18 protein-coding genes are annotated in these 17,720 nt (G+C 32.6%); 9 read left to right on the forward strand and 9 right to left on the reverse strand.

Annotated elements, in window-relative coordinates; all coding sequences use genetic code 11:
• Window positions 1-49: 49 nt before the first annotated feature.
• Window positions 50-1,582, reverse strand: a complete 1,533-nt coding sequence (gene psbB / locus GM3708_RS00205) for a photosystem II chlorophyll-binding protein CP47 (RefSeq protein WP_066342828.1) — start codon at window positions 1,580-1,582, stop codon at window positions 50-52.
• 196 nt (window positions 1,583-1,778) lie between these two features.
• Between psbB and GM3708_RS00210 the strand changes: the two genes are divergently transcribed.
• Window positions 1,779-2,177, forward strand: a complete 399-nt coding sequence (locus tag GM3708_RS00210; RefSeq protein WP_066342830.1) for a DUF4332 domain-containing protein — start codon at window positions 1,779-1,781, stop codon at window positions 2,175-2,177.
• A gap of 35 nt (window positions 2,178-2,212) precedes the next feature.
• Here the strand turns inward: GM3708_RS00210 and aroF are convergent, their stop codons facing one another.
• The 4 genes from aroF to GM3708_RS00230 form a co-directional block, all read right to left on the reverse strand.
• Window positions 2,213-3,271, reverse strand: a complete 1,059-nt coding sequence (aroF, locus tag GM3708_RS00215; protein WP_066342832.1) for a 3-deoxy-7-phosphoheptulonate synthase — start codon at window positions 3,269-3,271, stop codon at window positions 2,213-2,215.
• 185 nt (window positions 3,272-3,456) lie between these two features.
• Entirely contained in the window at window positions 3,457-3,933 is a 477-nt protein-coding gene (locus tag GM3708_RS00220; protein WP_066342834.1) for a PAM68 family protein, read from the reverse strand.
• Between the two features lie 21 nt (window positions 3,934-3,954).
• A complete protein-coding gene (gene rpsO / locus GM3708_RS00225; protein WP_066342836.1) occupies window positions 3,955-4,224 on the reverse strand; it encodes a 30S ribosomal protein S15 in 270 nt (89 codons plus the stop codon).
• A 72-nt stretch (window positions 4,225-4,296) separates the two neighbouring features.
• Complete coding sequence (locus GM3708_RS00230; RefSeq protein WP_066342839.1) at window positions 4,297-4,995, reverse strand: response regulator transcription factor; 699 nt, start codon at window positions 4,993-4,995, stop codon at window positions 4,297-4,299.
• Between the two features lie 345 nt (window positions 4,996-5,340).
• Between GM3708_RS00230 and GM3708_RS00235 the strand changes: the two genes are divergently transcribed.
• Window positions 5,341-5,970, forward strand: a complete 630-nt coding sequence (locus GM3708_RS00235) for a CPP1-like family protein (RefSeq protein ID WP_066342841.1) — start codon at window positions 5,341-5,343, stop codon at window positions 5,968-5,970.
• A 92-nt stretch (window positions 5,971-6,062) separates the two neighbouring features.
• On the opposite strand, the gene GM3708_RS00240 is transcribed toward GM3708_RS00235, so the two are convergent.
• On the reverse strand, window positions 6,063-6,980 hold the full coding sequence (locus GM3708_RS00240; protein WP_066342843.1) for a pentapeptide repeat-containing protein: 918 nt from the start codon (window positions 6,978-6,980) through the stop codon (window positions 6,063-6,065).
• 140 nt (window positions 6,981-7,120) lie between these two features.
• On the opposite strand from GM3708_RS00240, the gene recF reads away from it, so the two are divergent.
• The 4 genes from recF (at window position 7,121) to GM3708_RS00260 (ending at window position 12,442) form a co-directional block, all read left to right on the forward strand.
• On the forward strand, window positions 7,121-8,266 hold the full coding sequence (gene recF / locus GM3708_RS00245; RefSeq protein WP_066342845.1) for a DNA replication/repair protein RecF: 1,146 nt from the start codon (window positions 7,121-7,123) through the stop codon (window positions 8,264-8,266).
• 108 nt (window positions 8,267-8,374) lie between these two features.
• Complete coding sequence (locus GM3708_RS00250) at window positions 8,375-9,304, forward strand: diguanylate cyclase (RefSeq protein WP_066342847.1); 930 nt, start codon at window positions 8,375-8,377, stop codon at window positions 9,302-9,304.
• A gap of 170 nt (window positions 9,305-9,474) precedes the next feature.
• Entirely contained in the window at window positions 9,475-10,227 is a 753-nt protein-coding gene (locus tag GM3708_RS00255; protein WP_066342848.1) for a DUF928 domain-containing protein, read from the forward strand.
• 31 nt (window positions 10,228-10,258) lie between these two features.
• The gene (locus tag GM3708_RS00260) at window positions 10,259-12,442 is read left to right on the forward strand and encodes a CHASE2 domain-containing serine/threonine-protein kinase (protein ID WP_066342849.1); all 2,184 of its coding nucleotides are present in this window, start codon (window positions 10,259-10,261) and stop codon (window positions 12,440-12,442) included.
• 59 nt (window positions 12,443-12,501) lie between these two features.
• On the opposite strand, the gene GM3708_RS00265 is transcribed toward GM3708_RS00260, so the two are convergent.
• Both GM3708_RS00265 and GM3708_RS00270 read right to left on the reverse strand, forming a co-directional pair.
• Window positions 12,502-13,494 (reverse strand): NAD(P)/FAD-dependent oxidoreductase, encoded by a 993-nt coding sequence (locus GM3708_RS00265; RefSeq protein ID WP_066342850.1) that lies wholly within the window; start codon window positions 13,492-13,494, stop codon window positions 12,502-12,504.
• A gap of 114 nt (window positions 13,495-13,608) precedes the next feature.
• A complete protein-coding gene (locus GM3708_RS00270) occupies window positions 13,609-14,178 on the reverse strand; it encodes a peroxiredoxin (protein WP_066342851.1) in 570 nt (189 codons plus the stop codon).
• 192 nt (window positions 14,179-14,370) lie between these two features.
• Between GM3708_RS00270 and GM3708_RS00275 the strand changes: the two genes are divergently transcribed.
• The 3 genes from GM3708_RS00275 (at window position 14,371) to GM3708_RS00285 (ending at window position 17,413) form a co-directional block, all read left to right on the forward strand.
• Window positions 14,371-14,784, forward strand: a complete 414-nt coding sequence (locus tag GM3708_RS00275; RefSeq protein ID WP_066342854.1) for a Fur family transcriptional regulator — start codon at window positions 14,371-14,373, stop codon at window positions 14,782-14,784.
• A 327-nt stretch (window positions 14,785-15,111) separates the two neighbouring features.
• Window positions 15,112-17,145: an AarF/ABC1/UbiB kinase family protein gene (locus tag GM3708_RS00280; protein ID WP_066342856.1), complete on the forward strand. Its 2,034-nt coding sequence runs from the start codon at window positions 15,112-15,114 to the stop codon at window positions 17,143-17,145.
• Window positions 17,146-17,203: 58 nt separating this feature from the next.
• On the forward strand, window positions 17,204-17,413 hold the full coding sequence (locus tag GM3708_RS00285) for a hypothetical protein (RefSeq protein WP_066342857.1): 210 nt from the start codon (window positions 17,204-17,206) through the stop codon (window positions 17,411-17,413).
• 22 nt (window positions 17,414-17,435) lie between these two features.
• Here GM3708_RS00285 and GM3708_RS00290 read toward each other — a convergent pair whose 3' ends face one another.
• A complete protein-coding gene (locus tag GM3708_RS00290) occupies window positions 17,436-17,633 on the reverse strand; it encodes a hypothetical protein (RefSeq protein ID WP_066342859.1) in 198 nt (65 codons plus the stop codon).
• Between the last annotated feature and the right edge of the window lie 87 nt (window positions 17,634-17,720).

The raw sequence follows: 17,720 nt of genomic DNA on the forward strand, positions 1-17,720 counted from the left end.
GATAGAAAGAATATTTATTTTATTCTCTCCATCCTTTCTTGATGAAAAATTATGCAGATTCTGCACGACGAGTGGATTTATCTCCTACTTTAGCAAATAAGCCCCACTCTACTTGATCTGGGTCTAAATCTGGATCAATACCTGCGAATACATCACGGAACAGAGTACGCGCACCATGCCAAATATGACCAAAGAAAAATAATAATGCAAAACAAGCATGACCAAAGGCGAACCATCCACGGGTACTGGTACGGAATACACCATCAGAATTTAAGGTTTCAGTATCAAAGGCAAAAGGTTCACCCAATTGTGCTTTACGTGCATAACGTTTAACATCAAGAGGATCAGTAAAAGTTTTACCATCTAAATCTCCACCGAGGAAAGTGACAGTTACACCAGTTTGCTCAATACTTAAAGCAGATTCCGCACGACGGAAAGGAATATCAGCACGGACAACACCATCAGCATCAGTTAAAACGATCGGGAAAGTTTCAAAGAAGTTAGGAAGACGACGTAAGTTTAATACACGACCTTCTTTATCTTTGAACTCAGGATGTCCTAACCAACCTTGAGCAATTCCGTCACCTTTATTCATTGCACCAGTACGGAATAAACCACCTTTAGCAGGGCTATTACCGACATAATCATAAAAAGCTAATTTTTCAGGAATGGCTTCCCATGCTTCTACTGGAGTCGCACCATTAGCAATACTGGTTTGTACTCGGCGCTGAATTTCTTGTTGATAATATCCCTGATCCCATTGATAACGGGTAGGACCAAATAATTCCACAGGAGTAGTTGCGTTACCATACCACATTGTTCCAGCGACAACAAAAGCCGCAAAGAACACAGCAGCGATACTGCTAGAGAGAACAGTTTCGATGTTACCCATACGAAGAGCTTTATAAAGTCTTTCGGGAGGACGAACACTGAGGTGAAATAAACCTGCAATAATACCAACAATACCAGCTGCGATATGGTGAGCTACTACACCCCCAGGGTTAAAAGGGTTAAAACCAGCAGGACCCCATTCAGGAGCTACGGGTTGAACGTGTCCAGTTAAACCATAAGGATCTGATACCCACATTCCAGGTCCCCATAATCCAGTCAGGTGGAATGCACCAAAACCGAAACAGAGTAAGCCTGATAAGAATAAATGAATACCGAACATTTTAGGTAAATCCAGAGCAGGTTCACCAGTGCGAGAATCGGTAAATAGTTCCAAATCCCAGAATACCCAGTGCCATACAGCCGCTAAAAAGAGTAATCCAGAGAGTACGATGTGAGCGATCGCAACACCTTCAAAGGACCAAAAACCAGGATCAACTCCTGTTTCACCGGTGATACTCCAACCACCCCAAGATCCAGTTACCCCTAAACGTGCCATGAAGGGGAGAACAAACATCCCTTGTCTCCACATGGGATTTAAAACAGCATCACTAGGATCAAAAACAGCTAATTCATATAAAGCCATTGATCCTGCCCAACCTGCCACTAATGCAGTGTGCATTAAGTGTACAGCAATTAAACGACCTGGATCGTTAATTACCACTGTGTGTACTCTATACCAAGGTAGTCCCATTGACTACGCTCCTCCTATTAATGTGATTTTTACTAAATTCGGAATAGATCTAGTTTACTATAACCTTTCAGGGTTTTGCTTCTCAAAATTGTTTTTTGATAGAGTGTCCCTATGATCTTAATTTTATGTTAAAAATTCTATCTTTTCTTAGAACTTATGGCAAGATGTTTTTTAATTGATAATGGAAAATTAAGAATTGAAAATAATTGACATAGAAAATTTGCACGGTATAAGTCCTATGGATGTTAAGAGTCTTAAGTCTTTAGGTATAAATACTAATTTAGAATTATTAAAATTCACAGTCAATAGTCAAAAACAACAAGAATTAGCCTTAAAAATCGGGGTGAATCATAAGAATATTCTTAAGTGGATTGTTTTGGCGGATTTATCTCGTTTAGAAAGCGTAGGAAGCGAATATTGTGGCTTAATTTTACATTCGGGTATTCTTTCTACTGCTCAACTAAGTCAGATTACGGCTTCCCAATTACATAGACAAGTCTTAAGACTACAAGTTGCTACTTTACGAAGAAAAGATTTATGTCCGTCTCTTTCTCTTGTGCAAACTTGGATTAAAGAAGCAAAGATAATGAGTTAGGAATTATGTTTTAACTCCTAACTCCTTAATTTAGATTAAGCTAATACAGGTACAGGGATTTCCCAACGTTGAACTGCTTTACCGATTACTGCTAATTCTGGGATTAAACGATCGAAAGCATCAGGAGTTAAAGATTGTGGACCATCAGATAACGCTTTAGCAGGATTGGGGTGTACTTCTATCATTAAAGAGTCAGTACCACCAGCAATAGCCGCCATAGCCATACTAGGTACATATTCAGCTTTACCAGTACCATGACTAGGATCAATCATAATTGGTAAATGAGTCAAAGAACGCAATACAGGAATAACTGATAAATCAAGAACATTACGGGCAAATTCCCGATCAAAGGTACGAATTCCTCTTTCGCAAAGAATGACATTAGTATTCCCTGCTGCAAGAATATATTCTGCCGCCATTAACCATTCAGAAATAGTTGCGGACATCCCTCTTTTAAGTAAAACAGGTTTTGATTGAGCACCTACTTTTTTCAGGAGAGAGAAGTTTTGCATATTTCTTGCACCAACTTGAATAATATCTGCCACTTCCGCAATCCTATCTAAATCGGCAGTATCCATAACTTCTGTGACAATACCTAAACCAGAAGCATCTCTAGCGGCGGCTAATAGTTCTAAAGCACTTTCTCCATGACCTTGAAAATCATAGGGGGAAGTACGAGGCTTATAAGCACCACCTCTTAAAAATTTTGCACCGGCGGCTTTAACTCTGATGGCGGTTTCAACGATCATTTCCTCGTTTTCCACTGAGCAAGGTCCTGCTACGATGACGATAGGATTATTTAAGCCAAAAATAACGTCACCGTTAGGAGTAGGTACAACAACATCACTGGGTTGTCCGTGACGATAATCTAAGCTAACTCGCTTAAAAGGTTTTTCAACTCTTAAAACGGTTTCAATCCAAGGACTAATTTCTTGAATTTGTTCAGCATTAAGAGACGCAGTTTCTCCTACTAAACCGATAACGACTTTACTTTGCCCGACAATTTTTTCTGGTACTAAACCCCATGTGGTTAACTCATCACCTACACGATTAATTTCGGCTTCGGGAGTTCCCACTTTCATTACTACGATCATACTTAATTTACCTTGGTTGATTGATATGCAAAGGCGGGTATTTGGTAGTTGTTGTTAATTTTTTGATACCAATTTCATTTAGGTGATAATTTTGCACCTAAACACTGATAATTTATGTAAGAATCTTTTTGAATTTGGTATATCTTTTATAATTTCAAGGAGAGAATTCACACAAAATAAGCTAATTATTTATTATTAATAGATTCTTGTCGTGCGTTTCTCCATGCAGAGGTTAATCTGCGAAAATTGATGGTAAAATCTGACCAACCCCACCAAGTACCTTCTCTTTCTTCATCCCATGATGTGGAAAGAACGCCATAACTTAAACCTAACACACCTAACCCAAATAAACCCATAGTTATGAGCAAAACGGCTGTATTTGGCACTTTTAACCATTTTTGAGTAACGACAACATAAAAAGCAAAAAACGAAAAAACACCTAATCCAGTAGGAATTCCACTAAAAACAGCCATTCTCTTGAGCATTCTAGTGCTGATTACTTCAGGAATTTCCTGCAAAGAAGAATTTTGTTTTTTCCTTTGAGAATCTTTACTAGAAGAATTTGTTGCTTTTTCTAATGAATTATTAGTAGTTTTTTGAGTGACTTTTTTATTTTTTTTGGGTTCAAAAGGTAAGGAATCTCGATTTGATGAAGATGGCATGATATTTTTTAACTATGGATTTTAACCACGAATACCTAATTTTTTGATTAAATCTTGATATTTTTGAACATTTTTCTTTTTAATGTAAGTTAATAAGCTCTTACGTTGACCAATTATTTTTAAAAGTCCACGACGAGAAGAATGATCTTTTTTATTGACTTTGAGGTGTTCGGTTAATTGAGTAATTCTAGCAGTAAGCAATGCTACTTGTAAAGCAGATGATCCTGTATCAGTTTCATGTACTTGATATTCACCGATAATCTCTTGTTTTTTTTCTAAGGTTAAGCTCATTTTTTCTGTAAAATTTTAAATACTGCAATCTATGATTATATCATATCTGTTTTAGTAAGTTGAAAAAATTATCTATTTTCCATCTTCAAATTTATAGCCAACCCCTCTGATAGTAATTATATATTGGGGATTATTGGGATCTATTTCTATTTTACGGCGAATTTGCCCTATATGAACGTCCACTACTCGATTATCTCCCATAGGATTATTTTGCCATACGTTAGCAACAAGTTCTTCTCTTCTCCAGACTTTACCCGGATTACTGGCAAGAAAGTAAAGTAAATCAAATTCTAAACTTGTGAAAGTGATAAGGTGATTATTGTATTTTATTTCCCTAGTTTCTGGGTTAATGATTAAATTATCTAATTCAATAATGTTAATATCGGCGGATTTAATTAATCTTCTGCGCCGTAAAATGGCTTGTACTCTAAATTCCAATTCTTCTAAGTCAAAGGGTTTTGTTAAATAATCATCAGCACCGATTAAAAAGCCTTTCTTCTTATCTTCTACGTCAGTACGACTGGTAAGCATAAGAATAAATACGTCATTATTATTCTGCATTTCTTCGCAGAGGTTATAACCGAGGGTGTCAGGTAAATTTATGTCGAGAATAACTAAATCTGGTCGAAAAATGTTGAAGATTTCTCTGGCAGTTTTTCCATCAGAAGCATATTTGACTTGATAATTTTTTTGTTTAAGAAAACGAGTGATTAAATTCGCAATATGAATATCATCATCAACGATTAAAATTTTAGCTAAAACGGCTTCCATATTGTTAGTTACTGTTGAAGATATACACTAGACTTCTTTTAGAAGTTAAATTAAGGAAAATAGGTAATAAATTATTAAATTAAATTTAATAATTTTTACCCGAAGTAAATTTTAAATTTTGTAAGAGTTTTTCTTCCATTGATATGAATTATAACTATCAGCTAAATCTACATATCAAGTTAAAAATCTCTTATATATTAAAGCATAGCCTCTAATGCAAAAAAACTAATCTTGAAAATTAATCCTTTGAGTTTAATATAATATTTGTTAGTTGGTGCAAACTAATCAAATCTATTGAAGTTAAGGCTATTAAGAATTATTGAGAATCGGAGGAATAAGGCAAAAATGACTGAGTTAAATCCTTATGAACAATTAGGGGTAACTGAAAATTCTTCTTTTGAAGAAATACAAACTGCAAAGCAAAATCTTAAAGACAAATATCAAAATGATCCTCCTATTTTAGAGAGTATTGAAATTGCTTATGATGCTATCATTATGCAAAGATTGAGGCTTCGACAAGAAGGAAAAATCAAAGTTCCTGAACAAATCAGGTTTCCTGAAAAGACAGTAGAGATAAAAAAACCGTCGTTAATACTAGATAATCCTACTTCTAAAAAAGTTTCTTTATGGTTCAATGATTTATTATATCAACCTTCTCGAAGGGAAATTTTCCTTAGTGGGATTATTTTTCTTCTGTTAATTACTGTGAGTATTTTTAGTGATACTAATGAAATATTGCCACTTTTATTAACTATTGGTGTTGGTACAAGTTTTTATGTTTTATATCGTAAACAAAAAATATTTTGGAGATCGATTGCTATTACTTTTATCGGTTTTATTGTAGGGATTTGTGTAGCTAATATTTTATTTAATATATCTATGGGAATAGGTTTAAATATTACTTTAGAATCTGAGCAATTTGCAACTTTATTTACTTTTTGTTTTTTATGGTTAGTAAGTAATTTTATTCGTTAGATTATTAATTTTGTATTTTTAAAAATAATGAAGGGTTAATATGATTAACCCCTATCTTCTAAATCATAACTACTATTAATTATTAATGAGTATTATTGATGAATAGAACCATTGGGCATAATTGCTCCTTTTAAATTAGTGTTGGTTAAGTTTGCCCCTGTTAAATTTGCTTTTTCAAGATTGGCATTTCTAAGATCTGCATTGCTTAAATTTGCATATACTAAAGAAGAATTAATTAAATTTGCTTTTCGTAAATCCGCATTACTTAAATCTACATTACTTAAGTTTGATTCAGCTAGATTCGCCTTTTCAAGGTTCGATTCTTTTAAATCACTACCATCAAAGTCAACTTTATAAAGATTAGCATTTCTAAAATTAACTCTCTGTAATTTAGCATTAATTAATTGTGCTTGAGTCAAGTTAGCATGATCAAAATTAGTAAGATGATTTTTACTTTTACTACTAAAATTTGCTAAATCCAAATCAGCATTAGAAAGATTTGCGTTCGTAAAATTTGCTCCAGCTAAACTAGCTTGAATTAGAATACTTTCGGATAAATTTGCTTTTTCAAAATTAACTCTTTCCAAAATACTATGACTAAAGTTAGCATGAACTAGGTTAGCTTCATAAAAATCAGAGCGATTAAATTTACTATTTTTTAATTTCGTATGGGTTAAATTTGCCTGTTTAAATTCTCCTTTAATAGATATAGTATTTTCTAAATTACTAAAACTTAAGTCAGCGTTATTAAAATTAGTTTTACTTAGATTTAGATTTCTAAAATTAGTTTTTTGAAGATTAGATTTAGAAAGATTTGCTTTTTCCAAATTAAATTTATTTTTGGGAAAATGGTAATTAGATAAATCACATTTAATACATTTATTCTTTTCAATTAATTGAGAAATATCATCTTTACTGTAAGCATTGGCTGAAGGAATATAGCTAAGGGAAACTGTTATAATAGTTACTAGACACAAAGCTATTGATAATAATTTATTTTTTTTGTTCATTGAAACATTAAGAAAATTAGCGTTGTTAAGAGCTTTATATCATATTTTGAAGCTGATGATAACATCAATGGGATATGAATAATAGTTAGCTGTGAACTTTAAAATTAGATTATCAATTGTCAATTATCAATTATTTGTTCATGTTTTTAAATAATATTTATCTAAGTTATTTTCGTAATTATATTCAAGAAACAGTTAATTTTGATAGTAATAAAGTAATTATATTAGGAAATAATGCCCAAGGAAAATCTAATTTATTAGAAGCTATTGAATTATTATCAACTCTTAAAAGTCATCGTACGAGTAGGGAGCAAGATTTTGTCTATAAAGATAGACTTTATGGTCAAGTTAAAGCTGATGTTAGTAGAAATTTTGCTGATTATAATTTAGCGATGATTCTACCATTTAAAGGAAAAAGAGAATTGACTGTCAATCATGAAAAACTCTCTCGAAATTTAGATTTTTTAGGAGTTATTAATATAGTTTTATTTTCTAGTTTAGATATAGATTTAGTAAGAGGAACTCCTGAATATAGAAGAAACTGGGTTGATAATATTTTAATACAGTTAGAACCTATTTATGCTTATATTATTAAACAATATAATCAGGTTTTAAAGCAAAGAAATGCTTTATTAAAAAGTTTTAAAAAACAAGGAATAACTAATTATGTAAATTTATCAAAATCAGCACAATTAGAATTAAGTTTATGGGATGATAAATTAGTAGAAAATGCTTGTCGAGTAATGAGAAGAAGAAAGCGAGTATTAACTAAGTTAGAACCTTTTGCACGATTTTGGCACGATCAAATTAGCAGTAAGACTGAGAAATTAGAAATTATTTATCTTCCCAATGTAGAATATCAAAAAGATGAAGTTGAAGAAATAAATACGAAAATAAAATCACAAATTGAACAAAAACGCAATAATGAAATAAATATGGGTGTTACATTAATAGGACCTCATCGAGATGAAATTGATTTTATAATAAATCAGACAACCGCTAAAAATTATGCTTCTCAAGGACAACAACGAACATTAGTTTTATCGTTGAAGTTAGGAGAATTGCAGTTAATTGAACAGGTAATTGGTGAACCTCCTTTGTTATTATTAGATGACGTAATGGCAGAGTTAGATTTAACACGGCAACAACAATTATTAGACTCATTGGGTAATCGTTTTCAGACTTTAATTACCACTACACACTTAAATTATTTTGATAGTAGATTGTTAAAAGAAGCCCAAATTATTGAAGTGGAAAAGGGAAAATTAATTCATCGAGAAAAGTAAACAGCATTATATAATTTTAGTGGGATCATTTAACTATCCAAAATTAATAATTAGGATTTTATCTTTATAAGTTTTCTTTTTTTAAATTCTAAAAATAATGTAATTTTTATGGCTAATTATAATCCAAAAAACTTTTTAATTTTGGCAGTAGATGATAATTCTATTAATCGTATTCTATTAGATAAATTATTAAAAAAAGAGGGATATAAAACAAAGATATTAAGTAGCAGTGAACAAGTAATGCTTTGTTTAACTGAATTTAAACCTGATTTAATATTATTAGATTTAATGATGCCTAATATAAACGGTTTAGAGCTTTGTGAACAAATTAAATTGAATCCTCATTTTCAAGAAATCCCTATTATTTTTATAACCGCTAGTGATGAAAAACAAGATTTACTTAAAGCTTTTGATTTAGGTGCGGTAGATTATATTACTAAACCTTTCCATAATCAAGAATTATTAGCTAGAGTAAAAAATCATTTAGAGCTAAAATTTACTAGAGATGAATTAAGAAAAGCATTAGTAGAATTAGAAAAATTGGCAAAAACTGATGAGTTAACAGGAATTTCTAATCGTCGTAATTTTATTGCTTTAGCAGAGAGAGAATTTAACTTAGCGAAAAGACAAAAAAGATCATTTTCTTTGCTTATTTTAGATATTGATTATTTTAAAAAAATTAATGATAATTATGGTCATCCTACAGGAGATTATGTTATAAAATCCGTGGCTCAACAATGTGTAGAATGTTTAAGAAAAGAAGATTTATGTGCTAGATGGGGAGGAGAAGAATTTATTATTTTTCTTTCGGAAACAGAGTTAAAGCAGTCAATTATTGTCGGGAATCGAATTAAAGAGACTATCGAAAATCAAACTATTATCGCAGAATCTCACCAGATAAATATTACTATAAGTGTTGGTGTTTCTATCTACACTGAGAAAGATGAAAATGTAAATCAAACAATTTCTCGTGCTGACAAAGCTTTATATAGAGCAAAAAATCATGGTAGAAATCAAGTTGTGGCTATTGAAAATTAAAATATAGCACAAAGCAGAAACCAGAAGGAAAAAACATATTCTGTATGTAAAGATTTCAGCTCAGATTTGAGGATAAGTGTTTTAAATTTAGTCTTTTTACATAACCGCCAAATAATTGTGTGTCCTATCAAAAAACTGCTGTAAAATAAAAAAAAAGCTGATAAAAAACAATGTTAAGGTCAATTATCTCTCCTTCAATTATCTGTTTAACCTCAATTTCTTTCTTATTCCCTATTACTTCTCCTGTAAATGCTAATAGTTTAAGTTTTCATAAAAGTTCAGTAAAATCTTTTACCATCGCCCAAAACACCACAACACCTCGTTTACGTTTTCGTTTACCAGATAGGGGCATACCTGGTGCAAGACAGGGTGGTGCAACAAGAAGTACGAGTCCGAAGATTGTGCCAATTATTCCTTCAGAAAAATTAGCTTTAACGGCAACGGATTCGCCGACAATTTTTGTTTATATTGCTAAAAATGACTCTACTAAGGCTAGTTTAACTATTACGGATGAAAATAAAAAACAGTTATATCAAACTGAATTTACTCTTCCCCAACAAGAAGGAATATTCAGAATAAAACTACCAGCTAATCTTAAAATTGAAGCACAACAACCTTATCGATGGGAATTAAAACTGCTATCTCCTGAAAATCCTTCTGCGTCTCTTAAACTGAAAACATCTGGCTGGGTAGAAAAAGTTTCGCCACCTCAAAATCTTGTCACTAAAGATAAATGGGAGAATTTAAATCAATTAGCCGAAGCTGGTTTATGGTACGACACTTTAAATGAATTAGCAACTTTACGCCTAGAAAATCCTCAAAATGCAGAGGTTGAAACTGAATGGGTGGAATTATTAAAATCAGTAGGATTAGAGTATATTGCCAAAAATGATATTTATTCTAACGTTATCATCCTTAATTAAAAAAAATATTAAAGTTGTTTGAGGATGAGAAATGCTTCAAGATTTGAGACAATGGTTAAATAAAAATTCATGGCGTAAAAGTGCTTTTTCTCTATTGATGGTTTCCTTTCTCGCAGGAAGTTTGACTGTCGCTCTTAAACAGTGGGGAAGTTTTGAACCTTTTAGCTTAAAATTTTATGATTGGTTAGTACAATTATCCTCAAAAACTCCTCCTGATTCTCGTTTGCTAACGGTGTTAATCACAGAAGAGGATATTCAAAATGAGGGAAAATGGCCCATTAGTGATGAAACTTTAGCTATAGCTTTAGAAATTCTTTTAAAATCGAATCCCCATGCTATTGGTATTGATTTATATCGTGATTTACCAGTAAGTCCGGGTAGTGAAAAATTATCTTCTCTTTTTGCTCAAAGCGATCGCTTATCGGTAGTATGTAAATTAGAATCAAAAACTCAACCTGCAGTAGCACCTCCCCTTAGTTTACCGATAGAATTAGTAGGTTTTGCGGATATAGTAGTTGATCGAGATGGTATTGTAAGACGTAATTTGTTTTATGTTGAACCTACAAAAAGTAGATGCCCTACCCCTTACTCTTTAGCATTGCAGTTAACCTTAAATTATCTTTTAGCAGAAGGAATTGAGCCCGAAATAACAGAAGAAGGTTGGTTAAAATTAGGGGAAGCAATTCTTAAACCCATAGAAAAAAATATGGGTGCATATCAAAATATTGATGCTAGTGGTTATCAAATTATTCTCGATTATCGTCGGGGTAATAATCCCACTCCCACCGTTACTTTACAAGATGTTTTACAAAAGAAAGTTAGCCCCGAATTAATTAAAAATAAAATTGTTTTATTAGGAGTATCTGCACCAAGTCTCAAAGATGTTTTTTATACTCCTTTTAGTAGTCAAAATGATGATTTAGCTTTAATGCCGGGTATAACAGTACACGCTCACATGACTAGTCAAATGTTGTCAGTGGCTTTAGATGGGCAACCTTTAATCTGGAGTTGGGGAGAAGGAGGCGAAATTGCTTGGGTTTATCTCTGGGCATTAATGGGTGGTATTTCTATATTATTTATTCCTCGCCCTCTAATTATGATTACTGGGCAAATTATTGGAGTAATTATTATTGTAGGTGGCGGAATAATTATCTTTTTTTCTGGGGGATGGATTCCCATTGTACCGCCTTTATTCGCTTTTTTCTTGGGTGTTACTGCTATGGTTAGTTATAACGCTTATCAAGCAAAACAAGAACAAATAATAGTGCAAAAACAAGTAGCAGAGCAAGAAAAATCCATTGCTATGTTACAAATGTTGTTAGAAACACAATCCCAAATTAGTACTCCTTCCATTATCAGTTATGAACCTGGGGTCATTATTGTTAGTCGCTATGAAATTATTAAAGCCCTCGGAAAAGGGAGTTTTGGAAGTACATATTTATCAAGAGATTTACAACTTCCGGGGAAGCCTTACTGTGTGATTAAACGTTTAACACCTTCTTCTCAAGAGCCGAAATATTTAGCAATTGTACAACGATTATTTAAAACTGAGGCGAAAATCCTAAATCAAGTTGGAAAACATCCATATATTCCGCAACTTTTGGCTTATATCGAAGAAAATGATGAATTTTTCCTGATTCAAGAATATGTGGAGGGTAAAACCTTACTGCAAGAATTAAGGAAGAAGAAAAAATATAGTGAAAAAGAGGTGTTAACATTAATTGAAAAAATCATGTCGATTCTAAGTTTTATTGAAGAATATAACCTCATTCACCGAGACATTAAACCTGATAATATTATTCGTCGTCAATCAGATAACGCCGTTATTTTAATTGATTTTGGGGCGGTTAAACAAATTTCCCGTAATATTAATCATAAAAATAAAACTGTTATTATCGGTAATGAAGGGTATGCCGCACCTGAGCAATTGGCAGGGCATCCCGTCATGGCTAGTGATATTTACGCTACAGGAATGTTAGCTATTCACTGTTTAACGGGTACTATACCAGCTAGATTACCAAAAGATCCTCAAACTGGTGAAGTGGTGTGGGATAGTCAAGAATATGCCAGTCGAGGCACTGCTAGTATCATAAAAAAAATGACTCGTTATCATTTTGGAGATCGCTATCAAAACGCTCAAGAAGTAATCAAAGATTTGCAAAAATTCAAAATGAAAATCAAAGAATTAAAAGAAAACAAACCAAACTTTGAATAGACTTCTCCTAATGATTTGGTAACGATAAAAGAACTAAAATAATTGTTAATTATTAGTTATTAATTATTTATGTTTTCCTCCCACTTACGAGGTTGACTGGCACGACGAATGTTACGCCAAATTTGAGTTGCGGCTAAAGTACCATCAGCTACGGCAACAGAAACTTGATTTAAACCTTTTTTCAAGTCACCTAAAGCAAAAATGCGATCGTGGCTAGTTTGTGCCATCTCATTAGTAACAAGGTTTTCACCATCCCACTGTAAGCCTTCAATGTTTTTTAAATAATGATTATGATAGATTGAACCCATATTAATTAAACCAGTGGTAGCTTCAACAAAAGTACCGTCTGTTAATTTTACCCCTTGCATTTTATGATCTTCGCCGATAAAACTAGCAATAGGACTTTCATATAAAGGATAACCATGTTCTGCCAATTTCTGCTTCATTTCATCACTCACAGTACATAAACCATGGGTTAAAACGGAGATATAAGGGGTAAACCAGTTTAAAACGAAGGCAGCATTAATTTGAGACTCTTTTGCAACAATTAAAACCGCTTTTTGATCCCACATATCAAAACCATCGCAAATCATACAAACATGAAGATTATAACCAGCATAATCATAAACATTTTGCATATTTTCTAATTCAGGCAAGACATCAATTACCCCAGAAGCGGCAATTAAATATTTACCACGAAAAACGGGATAAACGCTATCTTTTTTACCGATTTTTACCTTCACAGCAAAAGTCTCACCCTCATCAGTAACATCTTCCACATAACCTCGTAAATAATCTGCACCCCATTCTATGGCTTGTTTTGTACCATGATTTAGTATGTCTCTACCCGGTGCATCAGGATCAATGCCTAAATAATTACGAAGATCTTGCATCCATAGTGATCGACCTTTTCCTTTTTCGATTACCAGACACTTTAAACCATAACGAGCGAGGTAAATAGCCGCCGATAAACCTCCCATACCACCGCCAACAACAATGGCATCATAAACGGTATCAAGGCGGGTTTCAAAATTTTTACTAAATAATTTCATGGATTTTTCCTCCTAGAGGTGAGTCTATTTCTCTAAGGATATTTATTATTTTAAGAAAAAAAGGGTGAAGATAAAATCACCCCGAAAAATCTTATTTTTTAATGGTTAATATGTTTAACCGACAAACTCTTTCACGGGTGCAGAAACACCAGCAGGAGCAACACCTTTCAAATAAGCTAACATGGTATCGGCATCAGATACTTCAAAAGGATCAGTAGCACAGTTATCAGAGAATCCGGGCTCAACAAAGATTTTTTCGATAGTTAAGTCATTTACTAACATAGAATAGCGCCAAGAGCGAGGACCAAACCCTAAGTTTGCTTTATCAACTAACATCCCCATTTTACGAGTAAATTCGCCGTTGCCATCGGGTAATAAAAAGACGTTTTTAGCACCAATTTCTTTACCCCATTTGAACATAACGAAAGCATCATTTACAGATACACAGATGATTTCATCTACACCTAGAGCTTTAAATTCTTCATATAATTCTTCATAACGAGGGAGATGATTAGAAGAACAAGTAGGGGTAAATGCACCGGGTAATGAGAATACAACTACTTTTTTACCGCCAAAAATTTCTTCGGTGGTTTTATCTTCCCAACGATAAGGGTTAGGTTGAATGGATTCATCACGAACACGAGTTTTAAAAACAACACTAGGTACTTTTTCGATAACAGCCATATTTCCCTCTTAGATAATAATTAATAAAACTTTACATTTAACTAAATTTTGAAGTTTCTTACTTCTATCTCAGAATAACTCTTATTTAAGAATTTGTCAATAACAATAATCATTCATTTTTGTTAACGTATAATTATGGGTGATATAGATTCATTCAAACCCTACTGCTGTGAGATAATCGTCAATTTTGCCATGCCAACATCTGCTGATCAAATCATTCAAACCCTCAAATCCAAAGGATTAAGAATAACTCCTCAACGTTTTGCGGTCTATTCTAATTTACTTAATCGGAGTGATCATCCCACTGCGGAACAAATTCTAAAAGATCTAAATCAAAATGCTCCAACATTATCTCAAGCGACTATTTATCTTTCTTTGCAGACTCTTCGGGATGTCGGTTTAATTCGTGAGGTGTTGTTACAAGAAGGAGTGTGTCGTTACGATGCCAATACTTTACCTCATCATCATTTTCGTTGTCGCTGCTGTGGACAAATTGAGGATATTGCTTGGGAATCTTTTTCTAATCTTCGTTTAGATAAACTACGCTCAGGTTTAAAAGTTGATAAGTATGAGGTAATTATAGAAGGAAAATGTGATCGGTGTTAATATTCATTGACTAAAAATAAAAACAAGAAGGTAAACAAAATTAATTGTATGTTTCCGTTAAGAAAGACAATAAGAAATTGAAAAAACTTTGATTAATTTAAAAATAGACTATCTATTGTGTCTGAGTACTTAAATATAATCAATCAAAATTACTAATTAAAATATTATCTAGTTCATAACTTTCAGGGATTTTTATTAAAAAATCTAAAGATATTGTTACAATAATTAACAAAACAATGATTGAGGACAAATAATAATTTTTTATTATCCTCTATAGTTATTTTTCTATCTTTTATATAACTTCCATAGATAATATTAAATAAGTTCATGACTCAAACCATTACACCTATAGAAATTAATGAAAATGCTGAAAATATTATCAATGTTCATGCTCAACCAGTCGTTATACCTAGAAAACATCAAGAAGATTTAGGTCCTGTTAACGATATGTCTCCTGATAGTTGGCGCTATCACCCTGATATTATCATTGAGTATTATAAAAAACGATCATTTCAAGTATTTACTCGATTGTTAAATATTACTTTTCCGTTAATAAGCTTAATATTTGATAATTGGTGGGATTCTCTGTGGGGTAATTCGGCTAAAAATGAGTCAAAAAGGGCTGTAAAACTTAAACAAGTTCTCACAAAATTAGGTCCAGCTTATATTAAAATTGGTCAGGCTTTATCAACACGCCCTGATTTAGTATCTCCCGCTTATCTACAAGAACTAACTACATTACAAGATCAATTACCTCCTTTTCCTAACGAAATTGCTTATCAATTTATCACAGAAGAATTAGGTGCAACCCCTGATCAAGTTTATGCAGAAATTTCTCCTAATCCCATCGCCGCAGCATCTTTAGGGCAGGTTTATCGAGGTAGATTGAAAAGCGGTGAAGAAGTAGCTATCAAAGTTCAACGTCCAGATTTAGTAAGACGTATAACTCTTGATATTTATATTATGCGTACTCTTGCGGGATGGGTAAAACAAAATGTCAAACGGGTGCGTTCAGATTTAGTTGCCATTACTGATGAACTAGCTGAGCGTATTTTTGAGGAAATGAACTATCTTCAAGAAGGTAAAAATGCTACCAAATTTGACGAATTATATGGACATTTACCAGAGATTTATGTCCCCAAAATTTATTGGGAATACACTGGTAGAAGAGTTTTAACCATGGAGTGGATTAATGGCACAAAATTGACCAATATTCAAGAAATTCAAGCACAGGGTATTGATGCCACCCACTTAGTAGAAGTAGGAGTACAATGTTCCTTGAGACAGTTATTAGAACACGGTTTCTTTCATGCTGATCCTCATCCGGGAAATTTATTAGCTATGGCGGATGGAAGACTAGCTTATCTTGATTTTGGGATGATGAGTACGATTCTTCCTTATCAACGCTATGGGTTGATTGAAGCAGTAGTTCATTTAGTAAATCGTGATTTTGACGGGTTGGCTCAAGATTATGTCAAATTAGACTTTTTAACTCCTGAAACAGATTTAACGCCTATTATACCCGCATTAGGGAACGTTTTTAATAATGCCCTTGGCGCTAGTGTAGCTGAATTGAATTTCAAAAAAATAACCGATGAAATGTCAGCGATGATGTATGAATTTCCTTTTCGAGTACCAGCTTATTATGCTTTAATTATTCGATCGATGGTAACGCTAGAAGGTATTGCTATTAATATTGATCCTAATTTTAAAGTGTTAAGCAAAGCCTATCCTTATGTTGCCAAAAGATTATTAACAGATCAATCTCAAGAATTGCGAAATTCCTTAAAAGATTTATTATTTAAAGATGGAAGTTTTCGTTGGAATCGTCTCGAAAATTTGTTAAAAAATGCGAAAGACTCTCCTGATTATGATTTTGATAAAGTAGTGAATCAAGGAGTTGATTTTCTTTTTTCTGAAAGAGGTACTTTTATTAGGGATAGATTAGCTGATGAAATCATTAATTCTTTAGATAGTTTTGGTCAAAAAACATGGTTAAATATTTCTACTTCCATTAAAGAAACTATCGGTTTACAACCCTTAAAACATTCTGTGAATAATAGTAATGGTAAAGTATCAACTAATCAAGCATCTATGGAACATTTAAGCAATATTCTTCAAATTTTACAACAAACAGATGGTTATGATCCTTTCAAATTAATCCCTATTATTACCAATATTTTACAAAATCGTGAAACTCAAAAATTGGGACAAAAAATAGCTGGGGGATTAGCTCAAAAAGCTACTGCTAGACTAATTAGAAATATTTTATTAGAATCTAATAATAATAAAGATAACGGTAAGATTAATAACAATTTTAAAACTAATCTTCCACTATCTTTACCTTCAGGTTTAAGGTAATTAATAACAATTAATAATTAACAATTTTTTTATTAATTCCTAATTCGTAATTATTTTTGTGGATAAAGATACTCGTTTCGCTTTTTTAGTTATTGGTTTACCATTTTTAGGTTTACTTTATTGTCTGGGTATTATTTTTATTTTTGTCGTCTCACCTTTTGCTCAAAATCATGCTTTTATTACTGGCATTCTTGCGGCTATGATACCATTTTCTATAGCTGCCTTTATCTGGATTAGAGCTTCTGCAAAAGCCTATAAAAAAAATTAATCATAAATACTAAATAACATGATTACACATAATTATTATGTGCAAGATAAGATAAACAATTATTGACGAGAAAATATACTACCATCATCGCTGCGGCACACAGGGCGACTAATCCTCCGGCTAACATTAAGGAAAATTCACGATGATCGAAGGCTTGTTGCATTAAGTGCAATGACCAAGCTACAAGTGCCACATCGAATATGAGAATCGGAATTAACATTTCTTAACAATTTAAAGTTTAATCTATTTTAATACATATCTTTGAGAAATATTAATTTTGATTAAGTATTTTTCTTGAAATTTTCTT

Origin of the sequence: Geminocystis sp. NIES-3708, assembly GCF_001548095.1 — a bacterium.
In the GTDB taxonomy this organism is placed as follows: domain Bacteria; phylum Cyanobacteriota; class Cyanobacteriia; order Cyanobacteriales; family Cyanobacteriaceae; genus Geminocystis.